Genomic DNA, 17,180 nt, shown 5'->3' on the forward strand with positions numbered 1-17,180 from the left:
GGTGAATGATAATGATTACTTCATCAAAAAAAATAAATAAAACAGGCCCCGGATCAACCAGATACACTCTTTACGCAGCATCTGATATGCCAACCTGATATGTGTTTTAACGGTATTTACGGAGATGTTCAACCGCCCCGCAATTTCCGTATACTTCAATCCATCACGGTTGCTGAGCAAAAAAATAATGCGGCGCTGCTCCGGCAGCTGGTCAATGATCGCCCAAAGCCTTTTGTGTAATTCTTCCCTTGGCAAACCTTCCTCTTCCGGTTGCTCTGCCAGGTCCTCCACATCCGCTATCTCAAAAGAAAGCGGCCCCGCCTGCCGGAGATAATTTAAAGATGCATTCCGTACTGCACGGAATGCATAACTGCTGAAATTCTTGACAATTGGCAGCGTAGCGCGTTTATTCCAGCAGTGAAGAAAGAAATCCTGCGCAATATCTTTGGCAGTATCCTTATCGCCGACTACACGGAAAGAAACGGTACATAAGTGAGAATAATGCTGGCGGAATAATGTGGCAAAGGTCGCCGGATCAATGGAGGGCGACAACTCTTCATTATCATATTCCGCCATAACCCCGAACATTTTTATTCATGAAAACTGGTTGATCTTGTATTTTATATCCACAAAATATAAAAAGGAACAGAAAAGCCGGCATTCATGCTAAAACATTTTTCACAAGTGGCTATCCATCTGCTGCATGATCTCTGCTGTCTTTAACAGATAAGCATCTTCGCCTGTTGCCTCCATCCACTTTTCATATCGCTGTTGCAAAGCTTTGTCTGCCAGTATATCCGTTCCCGTTAATGTCATTCTTTTTCCTGGCGGCAGTTTCCATATATTACTCAGCGTATCTATATGTGCCTGCAGCTTTTGCTGATGTTGCTTAAATGCATCATAAGACAACGGTACCGGATCCTCCTGGTGCTGCTTCATCCAGGTAGTATTTTCCAATACACCGGTAAACACCCGGTCTTCTTTCCATAAACGGTTACCTGCTGTAATCAGCTGCTGGTCCACTTCCGGACGCTGTATATCTGAATACAGGGTACCAGGAATAGTATCCCATGGCAACGCCGTTGCATTATCCCGCTCCTGCACTTTCATATAAGATGTAACACCAGGCAACAGAATATCCGGAATCACACCTTTCTGTTGTGTAGACGCTCCATTCACCCGGTAAAACTTATGTTGTGTCAACGCAATGCTGCCAAACAACTGGGTAGGGATGCCTTTGTCAGGATCACCTGCTTTACCCATTGGGAGCGTAGCCTGCGCCGTTCCTTTCCCATAGGAAGAAGCACTTCCGATGATGATGCCACGATGATAATCCTGAATCGCTGCTGCAAAAATTTCCGCTGCAGAAGCGCTGTTTTCATTGATCATTACCGTTAAAGGCCCTTTGTAAAGCCAGGGTTGTGTGGAGTCCGTATTGTATAACATCACCCCATCTCTCTTTCTTAACTGCACCTTGGGGCCGGGGGGCAGAAAAAGTCCCAGCATCTTCACCACTTCGTCTAATGAGCCACCAGGGTTATTACGCATGTCCATGACAATGCCATCTACCTCTGCTTTTTGTAAAAGCATTACTTCCTTCGCGATATCATCTGCACAATGCACCCCATCTCTTCTCTCAAAATCAGCATAAAAAGAAGGTAAATAAATATAGCCGATCTTCTTGTTCTGCTGATGAATCACCGCACTTCTCGCAGCAGTTTCATCTTCTGTCACGATGCCCCGCTCAATGGCCACCATTGCTTCTTTGCCATTACTTTTGCGTAATACCAGTTTCACCGTAGTACCTTTGTCACCGCGAATAAGCCGTGACACATCATTCAATGGCATACCAGCTACTTCTACCATGTCGCCGCTTTTGCTGCTTACCTGCACCAGGTGATCATTCTCATGCACAAGTCCGCTGCGTATAGCAGCACCTCCATTTATTAACCGCTTGATAAAAATCTCTTCATTCTTCACATCCAGCTCCATCCCCAGCCCATAATAACGATGCGCCATCTGTTCCTGCAACAACCGCGCATCTGCCGGTGGATTATAAGCGGTATGCGGATCCATTTCAAATACTACTGCATTTACATACAAGGCAAACTTGCTGTCTTCCGCAGTGCCGGCCTGCAAGCTGCTGAAGGAACGCTTAAACCAGCGCTGCACTTTTCCCCTCGCTAATTGTTCCTGTTGCGCTAATGGCAATTTGCCCACACTATCTGCGGTGGCCGATTCCATCATCCGCTTCAACACTTCATAAGTAAGACGTTTACGCCAGATGGCTACACGCTCATTTTCATCGGCAGGATAAGCCGCATCATGGCGGTTTAACAACACCTCCTCTTTTGAACGCAAAGAAACCGGCTGCTGTAATATACTGTCTGCTATCCATGCAGCCTCCTTTACCCGCTGCTGATACAAGACAAAAGCAACATTAAAAAAACGTACATCGCCCTGATGCAACTCGTCGTCAATCGTAGTTTCATAGGCTTGTAGCTGCGCTATGTCTGCCTRCAAAAACAAAGATTTATAATCATCTATGGCGGTGATAAATCTTTTCCATACGGCCTTCGAATATGCATCACCGATTTCTTTCGGGGAGTAATGATCTCTTTCCAACCTGGCTACCACTAATTTTATAATACCCTGGCGCGCGGCCTTTAAACTATCTGAGTGATGGTCATAAGAAAATGCCGGTAGCGTAACTACCAGTAATAGTAACAGTAACTTCAGTCTCGCTGTCATGATGATTCATTGATACATCAGGAAGACACGAAAAATCCGGAAAGGGTGAATGAGGTTTGGGCCAGTTTAAAAAAGGATTCGAGATTAAAATGAGAATAGTTTCAGGACATCATACCAGGGCCATGATTATTTTTCGCTGCCAGCTCATCCCTGCCTATTTTACTGGTACGCATCCACTATGCATACGTTTTCAGTACCTTTTCATCTTTCCGGCTACCTGTAAATGATTTCCTTTACTTAGCAATAACCGGGTTTTTTACCGACATTCATGCCGCTACCTTTGTTTTAAAATTAAGAGCCATGAACAATTATGATAAAATTGCAACGGCAATAGACTACATCAAAAGCAATTTTAAGACACAGCCTGATTTACAGGAAGTAGCTGCTGCTGTACATATGAGCCCGTTTCATTTTCAACGGGTATTTTCAGAGTGGGCAGGCGTAACACCGAAAAAATTTCTGCAATACCTCACACTGGACTACGCAAAAAATATACTCAGAGAAGAAAAAGCTACCGTGTTCGATGCAGCCTTTGAAGCAGGCCTTTCCGGAACCGGGCGCCTGCACGACCTCTTTATTAACATCGAAAGCATGACACCCGGCGAATACCGCAACGGCGGCAAGGCCCTGCAAATCAATTATAGCTTCGCAGAAAGTCCTTTCGGCAATATTATCGTAGCATCTACGCCCAAAGGTATTTGTCATATGGCCTTTGCAGACGATCGCGATGCGGCCCTGCTATCACTGAAAGAACAATTCCCTCATGCACAGTTTACCCAGGTAGTAGACCTTATCCAGCAAAATACCCTGTATATTTTTACGCAGGACTGGAGCCGGCTGTCTGAAATAAAACTGCATCTCCGGGGTACCGACTTCCAACTGAAAGTATGGGAAGCTCTGCTGAAAATTCCGATGGGGAACCTCACCACCTATTCCCGCCTGGCAGAAGAAATCAGTCATCCTAAAGCATCCAGAGCAGTAGGCTCCGCAGTAGCACAAAACCCTGTGGCATTTCTCATCCCCTGTCATCGTGTTATAAAAGCCACCGGCGACTACGGGGAATACCATTGGGGAAGCACCCGCAAAAATGCCATCATAGGATGGGAAGCAGCACATAAATCCGGAAAATAAGCAGGCATCAGTATCTTGGATCAGGTTGAAAAGTTGGGGAATATCTTTTTTTCAATATGCGCTAAATGCCGCATTTGTCATTCTCAAATCCTCCCGAACTATCCCGAAAACACGTTCCCCGAATTATGTTATATTTATAGTAATCAAAATAATCTCCCATGGCAAAACAAATGTCTGTCATTTCTTTTACGGGAAAATTCGGGAATCTCATTGGGTATAAGCGCAATGGCAACTACTTCCTGCGCTCCATGCCGCAAAGCGTGCAGCAAACGGCTGCTACCCGCCGCGCATCCCGGCGCTTTGGCATCGCCAGCAGGAAAGGCGCTTTTATCCGTCATGCTTTATACAGCAACCTGGATATCCACTGTGACGGCGGCCACATCAATCGGCTCAACAAGCTGCTCATTGCTGCCGGCGATCATCACGAGGCCCTGACAGGCTTCCGCTTCAATCAGCATACCGGCGTAGATCGTTTCTTTGCGGTGGCTCCCCGGCTTTTGAGTAACGGAATACTAAATATTCCCGCACAAACCATCACCGGGTATAAAGGTATTGCTGCGCTGGAAGTAAAAGTGATCGCTACCCGTATTGATTTTAAATCACGTCAGGTGGCGGGTAGCGAAACGGTTACGCTAACGATAAATCCGGATACCACTTTCCAGGAAACAAATGTTTCGCTGGAGGTACCCGGGCAGGGTTCACTGGTAGTGGTTTTCCAGGTAAGAGCCAAGTACAAGGATGGCCCATCCGGCAACAGGCAATACATGGCCGCCGATATTATTGCAGTAGCAGCGTCACAGATACCCAAATATGCTCATAAACGTACTTACCCCAAGCGGACGAAACTACTTCCCAAACTTATCTATACACACGCATATCCAGCTGTCATTCAACTGGAATAAAGCGATTTTGCCCCCGGAGATATTTTGATGAATAACCCCTTTATACCTGCTTTCTTTCAATAGTACATCTCTTTCCGCAGCTACAGCATAGCACTGAAGCAGCCCTGCTATGGCCGGTTCTCACCTCCATCTATTTGCTGATGCAATTTCATCCCGGTTATACATCCGGACGTCATCCCCGCATCAAGTCCACCTCTGCTGCAGGGCTTCTGTATGCACTAAGCGGGTGCTAAGCATAACCTAAACGGAGCCTACATAATGAAAAGGTAATGCTGACTATAATGATGGGGCTTACTGCACTATAACCTTTATGCTAAAAATTTACACTATCCCACAAGTTTTCAACCTGATCCGTATCTTCCTGATCCTAAGACAAAAATAAAAAGGGCTGCCCGCTTGTGAAGGACAGCCCCGTTTTTGCTTATGAAAATAAGGACCCGCACTGAAAAGCGCCTGCCCGGTTAGACGAGGAAATATTTTACACTGGGTATAAGGCCACAAATAAGATGATAAGTGTAACATACCCGTTGGGCATGCGTAATAAATTACTCATGTGTATTCAGATTTTGGTTTACTAACTTACTCTTAACTCAGATTCTTGCCCGACTAACTATTTGCTCAGATGATACACTCGGTTTATTGATTGTTGTTATTGCACGGTTATCAGCTTCACAATCGTTTAAGCTTACTTAAAAATAAAAAAATATTTTACATTTTCACGTATAAATATCCTTGTTTTCAATAAGAGACAAATATTTACAATAACAATATTTAGTATCAACAGGTTACATATTCCAATATCTCCCTTTTTTTATATCTTGGTCAAAAAAAACATGACATCCGCGAAAACACCCATTGGGCAAACAGCCTCACAAGGCTGGGAAATGGGCATACGCCGCACATTTCCCCTCACTTCGGACCAGGCCTGGGAACTGCTCTTCACACAACCCATTCTGGCCTCCTGGCTGGACGATAAAGCTGATCTCCCATTTCAGAAAGGCGATACCTACACCACTAAAACCGGTATCACCATCAGCGTATCTACCGTTACTGTAGGCAAAGTAATCCGTATGAAATGGCAAAGAAAAGACGAACCTGCTGCATCTACGCTGCAGATAAGGGTCATTCCCGCTAAAGAAAAAACAACCATCAGCTTTCATCAGGAACATCTGCAAAACGAAGCCGACAGAAACCGCATGAAAGCCTACTGGGAAAATGTACTGGATAAAATAACCGAAACGATCTGACCATAAAACAGTTCCCGCGGAGCAAACGTTTCAGGGAATCCGGGATTAATGCTTCTCATAAATTTGCGGTGCCACCGGCCATTCGCGGAATAGCTATATGCTTCGCTTTGTATACAGCCCCCATTCAATACATCGCAGTTGGCTGGTGTATGCTCATATGCACTGCCATACCGGGCATGACTACACGATTTTATCCGATCGGCTGTTACGGGTGCAGTTTGATGCCAGACCATGAACTGCTGCAGTACGTCCATAGCGGTCATGTTTGTTTGTTATAGAAATGTTATCATTTGGTGGCTGGCAACGTTTTCTTAGCGAACAGAAAACAGAACTTGTTTTTTTCTCCGGTTCATTAAGCGCTTTGCCGGTAGCTTAATCAGAATATCATCGCCACCATCACATCCTGCAATGTAAAAGCTTTCAGGTCTATATCCGGTAACGGTTGTCTGTTTCGCCAGATGTGAACCAGTATGTCTGCTGCTATTTCTCCCGCCAATTCGCGGGACTTTACGAAACATAGCATCTTCTCAGATTATACACTTATTTTCCCAAACAACCTATTATTTTTAAGGGTATTATAAGCCGCTACTCCGATTCTTACCAGTAACTTTGCCTTACCAAACACCAATGAACCTACGGGAACGCGAACTTATGAATGTTTATAGTATAGTTAAGGGGCCCCAGCAGCCAGATTTGCTCCACCATGAAACCCTGGCAGACATTTTTTCACAGGCTGTGCATGCACATGCACATCACACCGCGCTGATATTCCAACAACAAACACTTACCTATAAACAACTGGATCACTGGAGTGATGCAGTAGCTGCTTCCCTTCAATCCAGGGGAATAGGTCCCGGTAGTGTGGTGGGTATATGGTGGCCACGTGGACTTGAACTGCATGTAGCGATACTCGGTATCATCAAAGCCGGTGCGGCATATGTGCCACTGGACCGGGAAATGCCTGCAGAACGTGTAGAAGGTGTATTGACAGAAGTAAAGGCAGCGGCCTGTTTCAGCGAAGTTCCCCTGCAACTCGACGCGGCCGTATTATCCGTACCACCTGTACCTGACAGCACAGAAACATTCCAGCTCAGTGCAGGTCCTCAACCCGATAACTTCGCCTATGTACTGTATACTTCCGGCAGTACCGGTAAACCCAAAGGTATTCCTATCAGCCACCGGCAGATATGTCACCTGATCAGAGCAGAACAAACCGTTTTAAATATAAGTGCCACCGACAAAGTATACCAGGGCTTCTCTGTATCCTTTGATATGTGGTGCGAAGAAACCTGGCTTAGTTACTTTGTGGGCGCCACCCTCTGGGTAGCCGATGCAACAACGGCCAAAGCCATCGATGAACTGGGAGATGTATTACGCCGTGAAAAAATTACCGTACTCCATGCAGTCCCCAGTCTGTTGGCTATTATGGATGATAACATCCCCAGCCTGCGCCTGATCAATGCTGGCGGAGAAGCCTGCACACCACAGGTGCTGGCCCGCTGGGCAGCGCCTCCCCGCCATTTCTATAACAGTTATGGCCCTACGGAAACAACTGTCAGCGCTACTTTTGCGGCATTGAAACCCGGTGACTACATCACCATCGGTCAACCATTACCCAATTACAACATGGCCGTAGTAGATGAAAAACTGGACATATTGCCCGTAGGTGAACGCGGTGAACTGGTAATTTCCGGTCCCGGCGTAGGCGCCGGTTATATAGACCGTCCCGAACTGACCCGCGAAAAATTCGTGGATAAACCAGCGTCTATGAGCGAACTGCCCGGCAACCGCTTATACCGTACCGGCGATGCCGCTATCATCTTACCCGATGGCAGCATCGATTTCCAGGGCCGCCTCGATGATCAGATCAAATTACGCGGCTATCGCATAGAACTGGGAGAAATAGAAAACCAGCTCCATAGCATGGATGGCGTAGTAGCCGCCGCAGTAGCCGTTAAAAAAGATGGTAATGACCAGGATCAACTGGTAGGATATATAGTAAAGGGAGATGGCCAACCTCTTGACGAATCACAGCTCAGAGCCAAACTCGCCAAAGTATTACCCCCCTACATGGTGCCAGGTATCATACAGGTACTGGACGACATGCCCCGCTTACCCAGTGGCAAAATAAACCGTAAAGCATTGCCCGTACCGGCTGCCTTTACGCTGGTCACTACCCATGAAGCTATCGATCCGAATGCACCTCTGGAGGACAAAATAAAAATCATTCTCTCTAAAGTATTTCCTGACCGCAATATTGACCTGCAACAGGATTTCTTTACCGACCTCGGAGGTCACTCTTTGCTGGCTGCGGCCGTGGTATCACGACTGCGCCGGGAAGCCAATGTGCCACAGGCATCTCTCAAAGATATTTATATACACCGCCCCTTACAGGAACTGGTAAATGTTTGGGCAGCCCAACCACAGGCAGGCAAACAACAAAACCGTGTTTTCAATAAGGTACCCTGGTGGCGACACCTTAGCTGCTGGACAGCACAAACAATAGCCGTACTGGTGATCTTCGGATTATTTGCGATGCAGATATTTCTTCCCTACCTGGGCTACTATTATGTAGAACAAGCCACCAGTCATCTGGGATACGCCATCCTCACTGCACTGATCATGTTCTGCCTGCTGCCACCTGTATTCTCTGCGCTGATCATCACCACCAAATGGGTGGTCATCGGAAAAATGAAAGCAGGCGATTACCCGGTATGGGGCACCTATTATTTCCGTTGGTGGCTGGTAAAAACTATCCAGCGCCTCATGCCTTCCCAATTCCTGAATGGTACACCTTTATATCCCGCTTATCTACGGATGCTGGGCGTAAAAATAGCACCGGATGCACAACTGGGCGCCGTTACTATTGGCGCGGAAGACCTGGTGACTATTGGCAGCGATGTAAGTATCAGCTCCCAGGCAGTGATCAATAATGCCTGGGTAGAAGATGGTCTGCTGAAACTACGTACCGTTCACCTGGGCGATCACGCCTACATAGGCAGCAGTGCTATCATTGGTGGTGATACGGTGATGGAACCCTGGAGCGAATTACAGGACCTCAGCTTCCTGTCTGCCAACACCACCGCTAAAACCGGTGAAGTATGGCAAGGCAGCCCTGCAGAATTAAAAGTCACCAAAAGTATCAGCGAACTGCCACAGCCACTACATGTGTCTAAAGCTACCCGCACTAAATACAGTATCATCTTTTCCCTGTTCCTGTTGGTATTTCCGTTCACCGTATTATTACCGTTATTACCCACCATCATTACCCTTAATCAAATGGATAATGCGGCGCCGGATTATAACTTTAACTACATGGTGATTACGCCGGCACTGGCACTGAGCTATATTATTTTATTCACCACACAAACAGTGGTGCTGACCCGCTTATTGCAATGGGGCATCAAACCCGGTACCTATCCTATTTACAGCGCTTTTTATGCCCGCAAATGGTTTGCCGATCAGCTGATGTCTTTATCCCTGATTGTAATACATCCCATTTTTGCTACCGTATATATTTCTTCCCTGTTCCGTGCACTGGGTGCTAAAATTGGTAAGAACACAGAAGTATCTACTGCCAGCAGTGTTACTCATCCTCTCCTGGAAATAGGCGATGGCGCCTTTATTGCCGATGCGGTAACACTGGGCGAATCAGATGTACGCGGACAACAACTGATCCTCGAAAAAACAATCATTCACAATACCAGCTTTGTAGGCAACAGTGCCCTGATACCTCAGGGCTATGAACTGCCGGAAAATATGCTCATCGGTGTATTATCCACACCGCCGTCAAAAGAACAACTGGCAGGCAGCAATGCACGCGATTGGTTTGGGTCTCCCGCCATTGCGCTTCCACGCCGCCAGGAAAGTCACTTCTTTCCCCCTGAACTCACCACTCATCCTTCGCCACAACGTAAACTGGCCAGGGCTACCGTGGAGTTCATACGTATACTCATTCCTGAAACCATAGTGATTTGTTGCAGTATCCTTTTCATTGCCTACGCGCATGACCTGGTCACCGACAAACCCTGGTGGATGATTCTCTTGCAGTTCCCGTTCTATTATCTGTTTTTCCTGGGCCTTCCGGCATTCGTCTTTACAGTCATCCTCAAATGGATACTTGTAGGCATTTACAGGCCATTACAGAGTCCTATGTGGACGTCCAAAGTATGGCGCAGTGAAATGATCACCTCTACCTACGAAGCACTCTCTATTCCATTCCTGCTGGAGTACCTGAAAGGCACGCCCTGGCTGCCTGTATTCCTTCGGTTACTCGGCGTAAAAACAGGCCGCCGCGTAGTGCTGAACACCGCAGACATCACCGAATTTGATATGGTGGAAATAGGTAACGACAGCGTACTCAATGAAGACAGCGGACCGCAAACACATCTGTTTGAAGACCGTGTAATGAAAGTAGGTGCTATCAAAATAGGCGAGAGAAGCAGCATTGGCGCCAGGTCTATCATTTTATACGATAGTGAAATTGGTGATGATGTAAACATCGCTCCATTATCACTGGTGATGAAAGGAGAGAAACTGCAATCAGGTACCAACTGGACCGGCAGCCCGGTGAAACCGGATTAACCATGTAACAGGTAGTGATCTGTAATATCACTACCTGTTACGCATATACTTTGGGAGATGTAATACGCGTTGATGGACATTTATAATAGATCATCCAACCGCGCTATCTTATTAACACAACTAGTTCATGGTAACAATCAAGCCTATACGAATCCGTGACCATTACGCCCTTATCAGTGGCATGATGCAGCAGTTACATATCTCCGAAAAAGAATTTTTTCTAAAAACCGCCACCTGGGAAAGCATTGCGGATAACTATATGCAACATGTCATAGAAACCCAGGAAACCTGCGATGGCACCTGCCTACTCGCGTATGCAGATGATATACCTGCAGGCTTCATTTTTGCCTACCTGGAAGAAGCTGATGAAAGTCGTATAGAAGATTACACCAACGATACCCTCTATGTATCTGATGGCTATGTGGCCGCGGAATTCCGCCGGCAGGGCATTTACAAACTGATGAATGAAAAACTGGAAAGTATTTATATAGAGAAGGGCATACGAAGAATTGTGAGATATACCCTTGCTAACAATGTACGTATGCAACAGTTTTTAACATCGAAAGATTATGAACCGGTGCGACTGGTATATGAAAAATGGTTGACCGAAGATGGGAAAAAACCAGTAACGCTGTTTCCCGGGAAAACCGGCCATCAGGAATAAACCAAAAATCGCCTAACCCCGTATATGCCTGTTAAACGATCCCGTGTTAAACAGGTTTATCATAGTCATACTTCTCAGCCTTGGCGTATTTACCGCCAACAGCCAAACCATTCAGTGGCAGGAATTTAATCAGCATGCTTTTGACCTGGCCAGTCAGCAACATAAGCCGGTATTGATGGATCTGGGCGCCAGCTGGTGTCATTGGTGCCATGTGATGGATGATTCTACCTATGAAAATCCGGCAGTGATCAGCTATCTCTCCCAAAACTACATTTGTATAAAAGCCAACCAGGATAAAAGACCGGACCTTTATGCAAAATACAAGGACTATGGCTGGCCCGCCACCATTATATTTCATGAAGATGGTAGGGAGTTGCTAAAGCAAGCTGGCTACTTTAGCCCCGCCGACTTCCTCCCGCTGCTGCAAAAAATGTACAACGGTTACCGTTATATTGGACCACAAAAAAAGATCGTTATCAATACAGCTGTACCCGGTAAATGGTCAGCCGCCACTGCCACATTTGTACGGAAAAATTTCTTCGAATACCTGGATATGGCAGATGGTGGTTATGATATGCAGCAACACTTCCTGGAATACGATGGGATTGAATATGCCCTGCGTCATTTTAATACGGATCCGCAGTTAAAGAAATGGCTACCCCTCACTATCCATGGTTCTTATCGTATCAATGATCCAGCCTGGGGTGGTGTGTACCAATACTCTACCAACGGCGACTGGAAACATCCGCATTTTGAAAAAATACTCAGCATACAGGCGAGATACCTAAAAATATATGCCCGATATTATGCTGCAACAAAAGATAGCAGTGCATTACAGCATGCCCAAAAAATCATCAGCTATCTGGATACTTTTCTGCACAGCAATGAACAACTGTATTACAATTCACAGGATGCAGATTTGAAGGCAGGAGAACATGCAGGTGGTTATTTTGCGCTGTCCGCCGCGGAGCGCTACCAACAAGGCATCCCACGAATTGACAGTACCTTTTATGCAAAAGAAAATGCGCAACTCGCAGATGCTTTCTTATATATGTATACCGCCACAAAAAATAAAAACTATCTAAATAACGCCGGAAATATTTTGCAGGCCATCCAGGAAAAATTCAGACAGCCCGATGGTGGTTACGTACATGACCGGGCTTTCACCGGTAGTATAGCACTAGCGGATCAGTTGTATCTCTGCCAGGCGTTGCTACACTACGCACAACTCAGCCGCGATACAAATTCCCTCACCGCCGCCAAAGAAACAGCCAATTACATGCTCGCACATTTTACCGGAAAAAATAAAGCGCTTTATAGTTTCAGTAACAATAATAAATATCTGCCGCCAGATGAGGTACTCAGTGAAAACATAGATGCCTGCCGGGTGTTACAGGAGCTTTCTCAGTACGGAAATCCCATATACAAAACAGCGGCAGAAAATATATTTAGTTATATATCTTCTCCCGCTGTATTAAAAACGATCATCGCCGAACCAGGTATATTAACGGCGAAGGAAATGTTGCATCAGTAATCGATGGAATGATCCTTCTTCACGGTGGCGCCAGCCCAGGCTTTCTTAGCCGTCCATGACTGTGCGGGCCCCATCCAGAAAGGATCTCCCATTGGTAAGCCCAGCGCCAGGAAACCGGTAGTGCATAAATACAAACTTCCGGTGGATGTATATACGTCAGCAATTTCCGGCTGATGTCCGCAGAAACCGATCTGTAACCAACCCTTTTTATCGAATGTACCAGGCGTATCAAAAATTCGTTTATTCACGGCCGTTAGTGCACACCTTACCTGTGCCGGTGAAATATCTTCCGGCAGTTTTCTCTCCAGTGCAGTTTGTGCCAGGGCCTGGAAAGCCGCATTACGGTAAGGCATAGAACGACCCACTACCGGAAAAGTACCCTCTGGAGATATTTGTCTTTCCAGTATGGCACTATAGCGTTGCATACGTTTCAACGCCAGTTCATAGTTTTCTTTTTGTTCATCCTTCTTTTCCACCATTACTTTCAACACGTCCACCAGCATAGGTTGTATCACAAAGGAATTGTAGTAATCGTAATGAAAATGTGCGCCATCACCATACATACTATCTCCTTTATACCATTCCATGATCTTCTGTACGGCCAGGTCTATCGGCTTACGATCCCAGGCAGCACCATATTTCAGCAGCATGGCTTCTATGATAGCAGAAAATAATACCCAGTTATTGGTAAAAGCTTTGATGCTGCGCAAGCTGATCAAAGCATCTATTACCTGTTGCTGTGTTTTGGGCGACAGTGTTCCCCACAGTTCTTTGGGTGCTCGCATCAGGCCGTGGGCCAGGAAAGCGCCATCGACCAGTGGTTGCGCATCAAATTTACCGGTGAAGTTCATGTAATCAGGAGAGGCTGGGTCCACTGCCATGGCAATGGCTTTACGCGTCATTTCCAGCATGTCGATACGCTTACTGCCTTCCACGGTTTGGTCGGGTCCCAGTTCCAGCCAGGGCGCCAACCCTGCCAGTGTTCGGCCAAATGCTTCCAGGTAAGTAACTTTATCCACAGGCTTGTCATAATCAGGAGCCACTTCTGTAGGCATAGAAGCCTTTAGTTTTCCCTGGCTTAACTTACTGATAACGGGACGGCATATACGAATCAGCAGGTCTACATTGTAGCTCCTGTCATCCACTGCATCCATTGGCAGGCTTTCAGCCGCCATTGCCTTCAGCAGTCCTTTATCCGAACCGATGGTACCAGCCACTCCCGCCATGGGGATGGCTTTAATAAAAAATCGTCTGTCCATGGAATAATTGTTAACGCCTTATTTAGCCCATTGTTTGTACCGCAGCAATGCTTCTACAAAATAATAATCAGCATATGTCAACGGTACATCTACTTCTGATTTATGTGGTAAAGATCCCACACTATGCATTAAAATAAAATCATTGTTCTCTCCTTCTTTAGCCAGGTAAGCCGGACTGCATAAGCTGTTCAGCATGGTTTCTGCTGCATTCCAGTAACGCTTGCCTTCCGTTTTGCCGGTATAGCGACTCAGCTCCAGCAATGCAGATGCTGCCACCGCAGCAGCAGAAACATCACGCAATGCATCAGGAATGCCCGGTGCATCATAGTCCCAGTAAGGTACCAAATCTGCCGGCATTTTTGGATTGTTCAGGATATACTCCGCAATGTGACGGGCTTGTTCCAGGTAAGCTTTGTCTTTTGTATCACGATACATCACGGTATAACCATACAGTCCCCATGCCTGACCACGTGACCAGGCAGAGCTGTCTGCTGCACCCTGATGCGTTTTACGTCCTAATACGGCCCCATTAGCCGGATCATAATCTATTACATGATAGGAACTGTAATCCGGACGGAAATGATGTTTCATGGTGGTATTGGCATGTGTACGTGCAATCTGTTCAAACTGCTTATCACCGCTTTCACGGGTAGCCCAGTTCAGTAACTCCAGGTTCATCATGTTATCAATGATCACAGGGAATTTCCAGGTGCCATGATCCCAGGATTTAATGCAGCCAATGGTGGGATTAAAGCGGGTAGATAAAGACTTTGCGCTGGTGAGCAAAATGGCTTTATAAGCAGGATCTTTGGTAATACGCAATGCGTTGCCGAATGGGCAATACATCATAAAGCCGAGATCATGTGTGTGGGTATTAAACTGTTCTTTTTGCACCAGTGCCATGCGTTTCAGCGCTTCAGCCTTAAAAGCAGGGTCCTTCGTGTATTCAAACAGGTACCAGTTAGTAGCAGGATAAAAACCGGAAGTCCACCAGGTGGAGTTGGAAGTCATCAGACTACCATCTTTGGTATTGGTGGTGCGTGGCAACAGGCTGTCCGGTACATGGGTCATCATCAACTTATACTGACGTGCGGCAAACTGCAGGGTAGCATCTGCTTTTACCAGCAATGCTTTGTCTGCTTTACCGGATTGTGCATACGATTGCACAACCATCACCGGTAATAATATTACCGTAAAGAACAGGTTCTTCTTCATAAATAACGTGATTATAAAATGATCATTTCTTTTTGCCGTTGATCTTTGCCGTACCGGCGGAAGATTCGCGTGCTATCAGTTGAATAGGTATTATCTCCTGTGAATAACGTGGTACAGTGGAAGCCGCAGTGTTGATCAGTTCCATTAAAGCAGCCACCACTCTTTCTCCCATCATAGCCGGGTATTGGTCTACGCTGGTAACAGGTGGGGTGACTATTTCCGTACGCGGATCATTGGAATAGCCTACTACTTTCAGGTCTTCCGGCACCCGCACATTTATTTTACGGCAGTACTCCATAATGGTAATCGCAGTGGTATCGTTGGAAGCAAAAACACCATCCGGATAAGGTGGCTGCGCGAAAATCTTTTCGCAGGTTTGCCATGCATTTTCACGGGTGAGTTCATGGTAAAAAATGCGTGTTTTCTTAAATGGCAATTTATGTTCCTGCAAAGCATTTTTATAACCCGCCACTCTTTCCACATACAGATTACTCGTCAGCGGACCGGATATATGTACAATGTCTTTACAACCTTTTTCTATGAGGTGCGTGGTAGCTGTATGTCCCCCCAGGTAATCATCTCCCTTGATCACTTTTACATTGTAATCTTTGGGCACCCGGTCAAAAAATATTAATGGAATATTGTTGTCCTTAAATACATCAAAGTGAGAAAAGTCGGTAGTATATAGCGTAGTGGATACCACCAGCCCATCTACCCTGGCAGAATACAGGGTATTTACCAGCGCTACTTCCTGATCATACGAATCATTAGATTGACAAATGATCAGGTTATAACCATGTTCCTGTAGTTTGTTCTGGATGATGGTACTGATAGCCGCAGGAAAAAACATAGAAATACGCGGTACTATCAGCCCGATCGTTTTGCTTTTATTATTCCTCAAACCGGCAGCCAGCGCATTGGGACGATACCCCAGTTTGCGGGCCATCTTCTTCACTTTATCTTTCGTACGTGCGCTGATGTTAGGATTGTCATTCAGGGCGCGTGAAACGGTAGATACGGAGAGTTTCAGCTCTTCCGCAATGTCCACAATTGTTTTTTCTGTACGTTGTTTGCTCATGTATAGAGGCTATTAGCTGTAAATGTTCTGTTATCTTCCCATCCAGCCACCATCCACGGTAAGGATCGTGCCATGTATATAATCTGCTGCCCTGGAGGCCAGAAATATTGCAGGTCCTGCAAAGTCTTCCGGTTGTCCCCAGCGACCAGCCGGAATACGATCCAGTATGCTGCTGCTACGCTGCTGATCCGCCCGGAGAGCAGCTGTATTATCAGTTGCTATATATCCCGGCGCTATGGCGTTCACATTTACACCTTTGGAAGCCCATTCGTTGGCAAATGCTTTTACCAGCGAACCTACAGCTCCTTTACTGGCGGCATATCCCGGAACATTGATACCTCCCTGGAAGGTGAGGAGAGATGCTGTAAAGATAACCTTTCCGCTTCCACGGGCAATCATTCCTTTGCCAATTTCCCGGGTCAGGATAAATTGCGCATTCAGGTTGATGTTGATCACTTCATCCCAATACTCATCAGGGTGTTCTGCAGCGGGTTTGCGAAGGATGGTACCTGCGTTGTTGATCAATATATCTATTACCGGTACATCCTGTTCCAGTTGTTTGATAAATGCGTACAAGGCGGTCCGGTTGGAAAAATCACACTGGTACGCCTTAAAATTACGGCCCAATGCTTTTACTTCCTGCTCTACCTCACTTCCACTAAGCTCCAGGGAAGCAGAAACACCAATGATATCTGCACCTGCTGCGGCCAGCGCCACAGCCATACCCTTTCCTATTCCACGTTTGCAACCTGTTACCAGGGCTGTTTTGCCCTTTAATTGAAATAAATCCATTGTATAAATATTGGAAGAATTCC

At 46.2% G+C, this 17,180-nt stretch carries 14 protein-coding genes; 6 read left to right on the forward strand and 8 right to left on the reverse strand.

Features of this window, described 5'->3' with window-relative positions:
* Positions 1-15: 15 nt before the first annotated feature.
* Positions 16-576, reverse strand: a complete 561-nt coding sequence (locus tag AC1DP6_RS08385) for an RNA polymerase sigma-70 factor (RefSeq protein WP_477054429.1) — start codon at positions 574-576, stop codon at positions 16-18.
* Between the two features lie 102 nt (positions 577-678).
* Positions 679-2,751: a carboxy terminal-processing peptidase gene (locus AC1DP6_RS08390; RefSeq protein ID WP_477054430.1), complete on the reverse strand. Its 2,073-nt coding sequence runs from the start codon at positions 2,749-2,751 to the stop codon at positions 679-681.
* 300 nt (positions 2,752-3,051) lie between these two features.
* Here AC1DP6_RS08390 and AC1DP6_RS08395 point away from each other — a divergent pair, with 300 nt between their 5' ends.
* The 3 genes from AC1DP6_RS08395 to AC1DP6_RS08405 all read left to right on the forward strand — a co-directional run bounded on the left by AC1DP6_RS08395 (position 3,052) and on the right by AC1DP6_RS08405 (position 6,031).
* A complete protein-coding gene (locus AC1DP6_RS08395) occupies positions 3,052-3,882 on the forward strand; it encodes a bifunctional transcriptional activator/DNA repair enzyme AdaA (RefSeq protein WP_477022926.1) in 831 nt (276 codons plus the stop codon).
* Positions 3,883-4,040: 158 nt separating this feature from the next.
* Complete coding sequence (locus AC1DP6_RS08400) at positions 4,041-4,784, forward strand: hypothetical protein (RefSeq protein WP_477054431.1); 744 nt, start codon at positions 4,041-4,043, stop codon at positions 4,782-4,784.
* 833 nt (positions 4,785-5,617) lie between these two features.
* Complete coding sequence (locus AC1DP6_RS08405; RefSeq protein ID WP_477054432.1) at positions 5,618-6,031, forward strand: SRPBCC domain-containing protein; 414 nt, start codon at positions 5,618-5,620, stop codon at positions 6,029-6,031.
* Here the strand turns inward: AC1DP6_RS08405 and AC1DP6_RS08410 are convergent.
* Both AC1DP6_RS08410 and AC1DP6_RS08415 read right to left on the reverse strand, forming a co-directional pair.
* Positions 5,989-6,294 carry a hypothetical protein gene (locus AC1DP6_RS08410; protein WP_477054433.1) on the reverse strand — a complete coding sequence of 102 codons (306 nt, stop codon included), beginning with the start codon at positions 6,292-6,294 and terminating at the stop codon, positions 5,989-5,991. The two genes, AC1DP6_RS08405 and AC1DP6_RS08410, sit on opposite strands and share 43 nt — an antisense overlap.
* Positions 6,295-6,407: 113 nt before the next feature.
* Positions 6,408-6,554 (reverse strand): hypothetical protein, encoded by a 147-nt coding sequence (locus tag AC1DP6_RS08415; protein ID WP_477054434.1) that lies wholly within the window; start codon positions 6,552-6,554, stop codon positions 6,408-6,410.
* A 104-nt stretch (positions 6,555-6,658) separates the two neighbouring features.
* Between AC1DP6_RS08415 and AC1DP6_RS08420 the strand changes: the two genes are divergently transcribed.
* From AC1DP6_RS08420 to AC1DP6_RS08430, 3 genes are all read left to right on the forward strand, one after another.
* Positions 6,659-10,615 carry a Pls/PosA family non-ribosomal peptide synthetase gene (locus AC1DP6_RS08420; RefSeq protein ID WP_477054435.1) on the forward strand — a complete coding sequence of 1,319 codons (3,957 nt, stop codon included), beginning with the start codon at positions 6,659-6,661 and terminating at the stop codon, positions 10,613-10,615.
* A 127-nt stretch (positions 10,616-10,742) separates the two neighbouring features.
* Entirely contained in the window at positions 10,743-11,279 is a 537-nt protein-coding gene (locus AC1DP6_RS08425; RefSeq protein WP_477054436.1) for a GNAT family N-acetyltransferase, read from the forward strand.
* Between the two features lie 43 nt (positions 11,280-11,322).
* The gene (locus AC1DP6_RS08430) at positions 11,323-12,813 is read left to right on the forward strand and encodes a DUF255 domain-containing protein (protein WP_477054437.1); all 1,491 of its coding nucleotides are present in this window, start codon (positions 11,323-11,325) and stop codon (positions 12,811-12,813) included.
* Here AC1DP6_RS08430 and AC1DP6_RS08435 read toward each other — a convergent pair.
* The 4 genes from AC1DP6_RS08435 to AC1DP6_RS08450 are packed head-to-tail and all read right to left on the reverse strand — an operon-like array spanning position 12,807 to position 17,157.
* A complete protein-coding gene (locus tag AC1DP6_RS08435; protein ID WP_477054438.1) occupies positions 12,807-14,072 on the reverse strand; it encodes a DUF2264 domain-containing protein in 1,266 nt (421 codons plus the stop codon). The two genes, AC1DP6_RS08430 and AC1DP6_RS08435, sit on opposite strands and share 7 nt — an antisense overlap.
* Positions 14,073-14,090: 18 nt before the next feature.
* On the reverse strand, positions 14,091-15,287 hold the full coding sequence (locus AC1DP6_RS08440) for a glucuronyl hydrolase (protein ID WP_477054439.1): 1,197 nt from the start codon (positions 15,285-15,287) through the stop codon (positions 14,091-14,093).
* A gap of 22 nt (positions 15,288-15,309) precedes the next feature.
* A complete protein-coding gene (locus tag AC1DP6_RS08445) occupies positions 15,310-16,365 on the reverse strand; it encodes a LacI family DNA-binding transcriptional regulator (RefSeq protein ID WP_477054440.1) in 1,056 nt (351 codons plus the stop codon).
* 30 nt (positions 16,366-16,395) lie between these two features.
* On the reverse strand, positions 16,396-17,157 hold the full coding sequence (locus tag AC1DP6_RS08450; protein WP_477054441.1) for an SDR family oxidoreductase: 762 nt from the start codon (positions 17,155-17,157) through the stop codon (positions 16,396-16,398).
* Positions 17,158-17,180: the final 23 nt, after the last annotated feature.

It is taken from the genome of Chitinophaga sp. 01L420, from assembly GCF_056399985.1.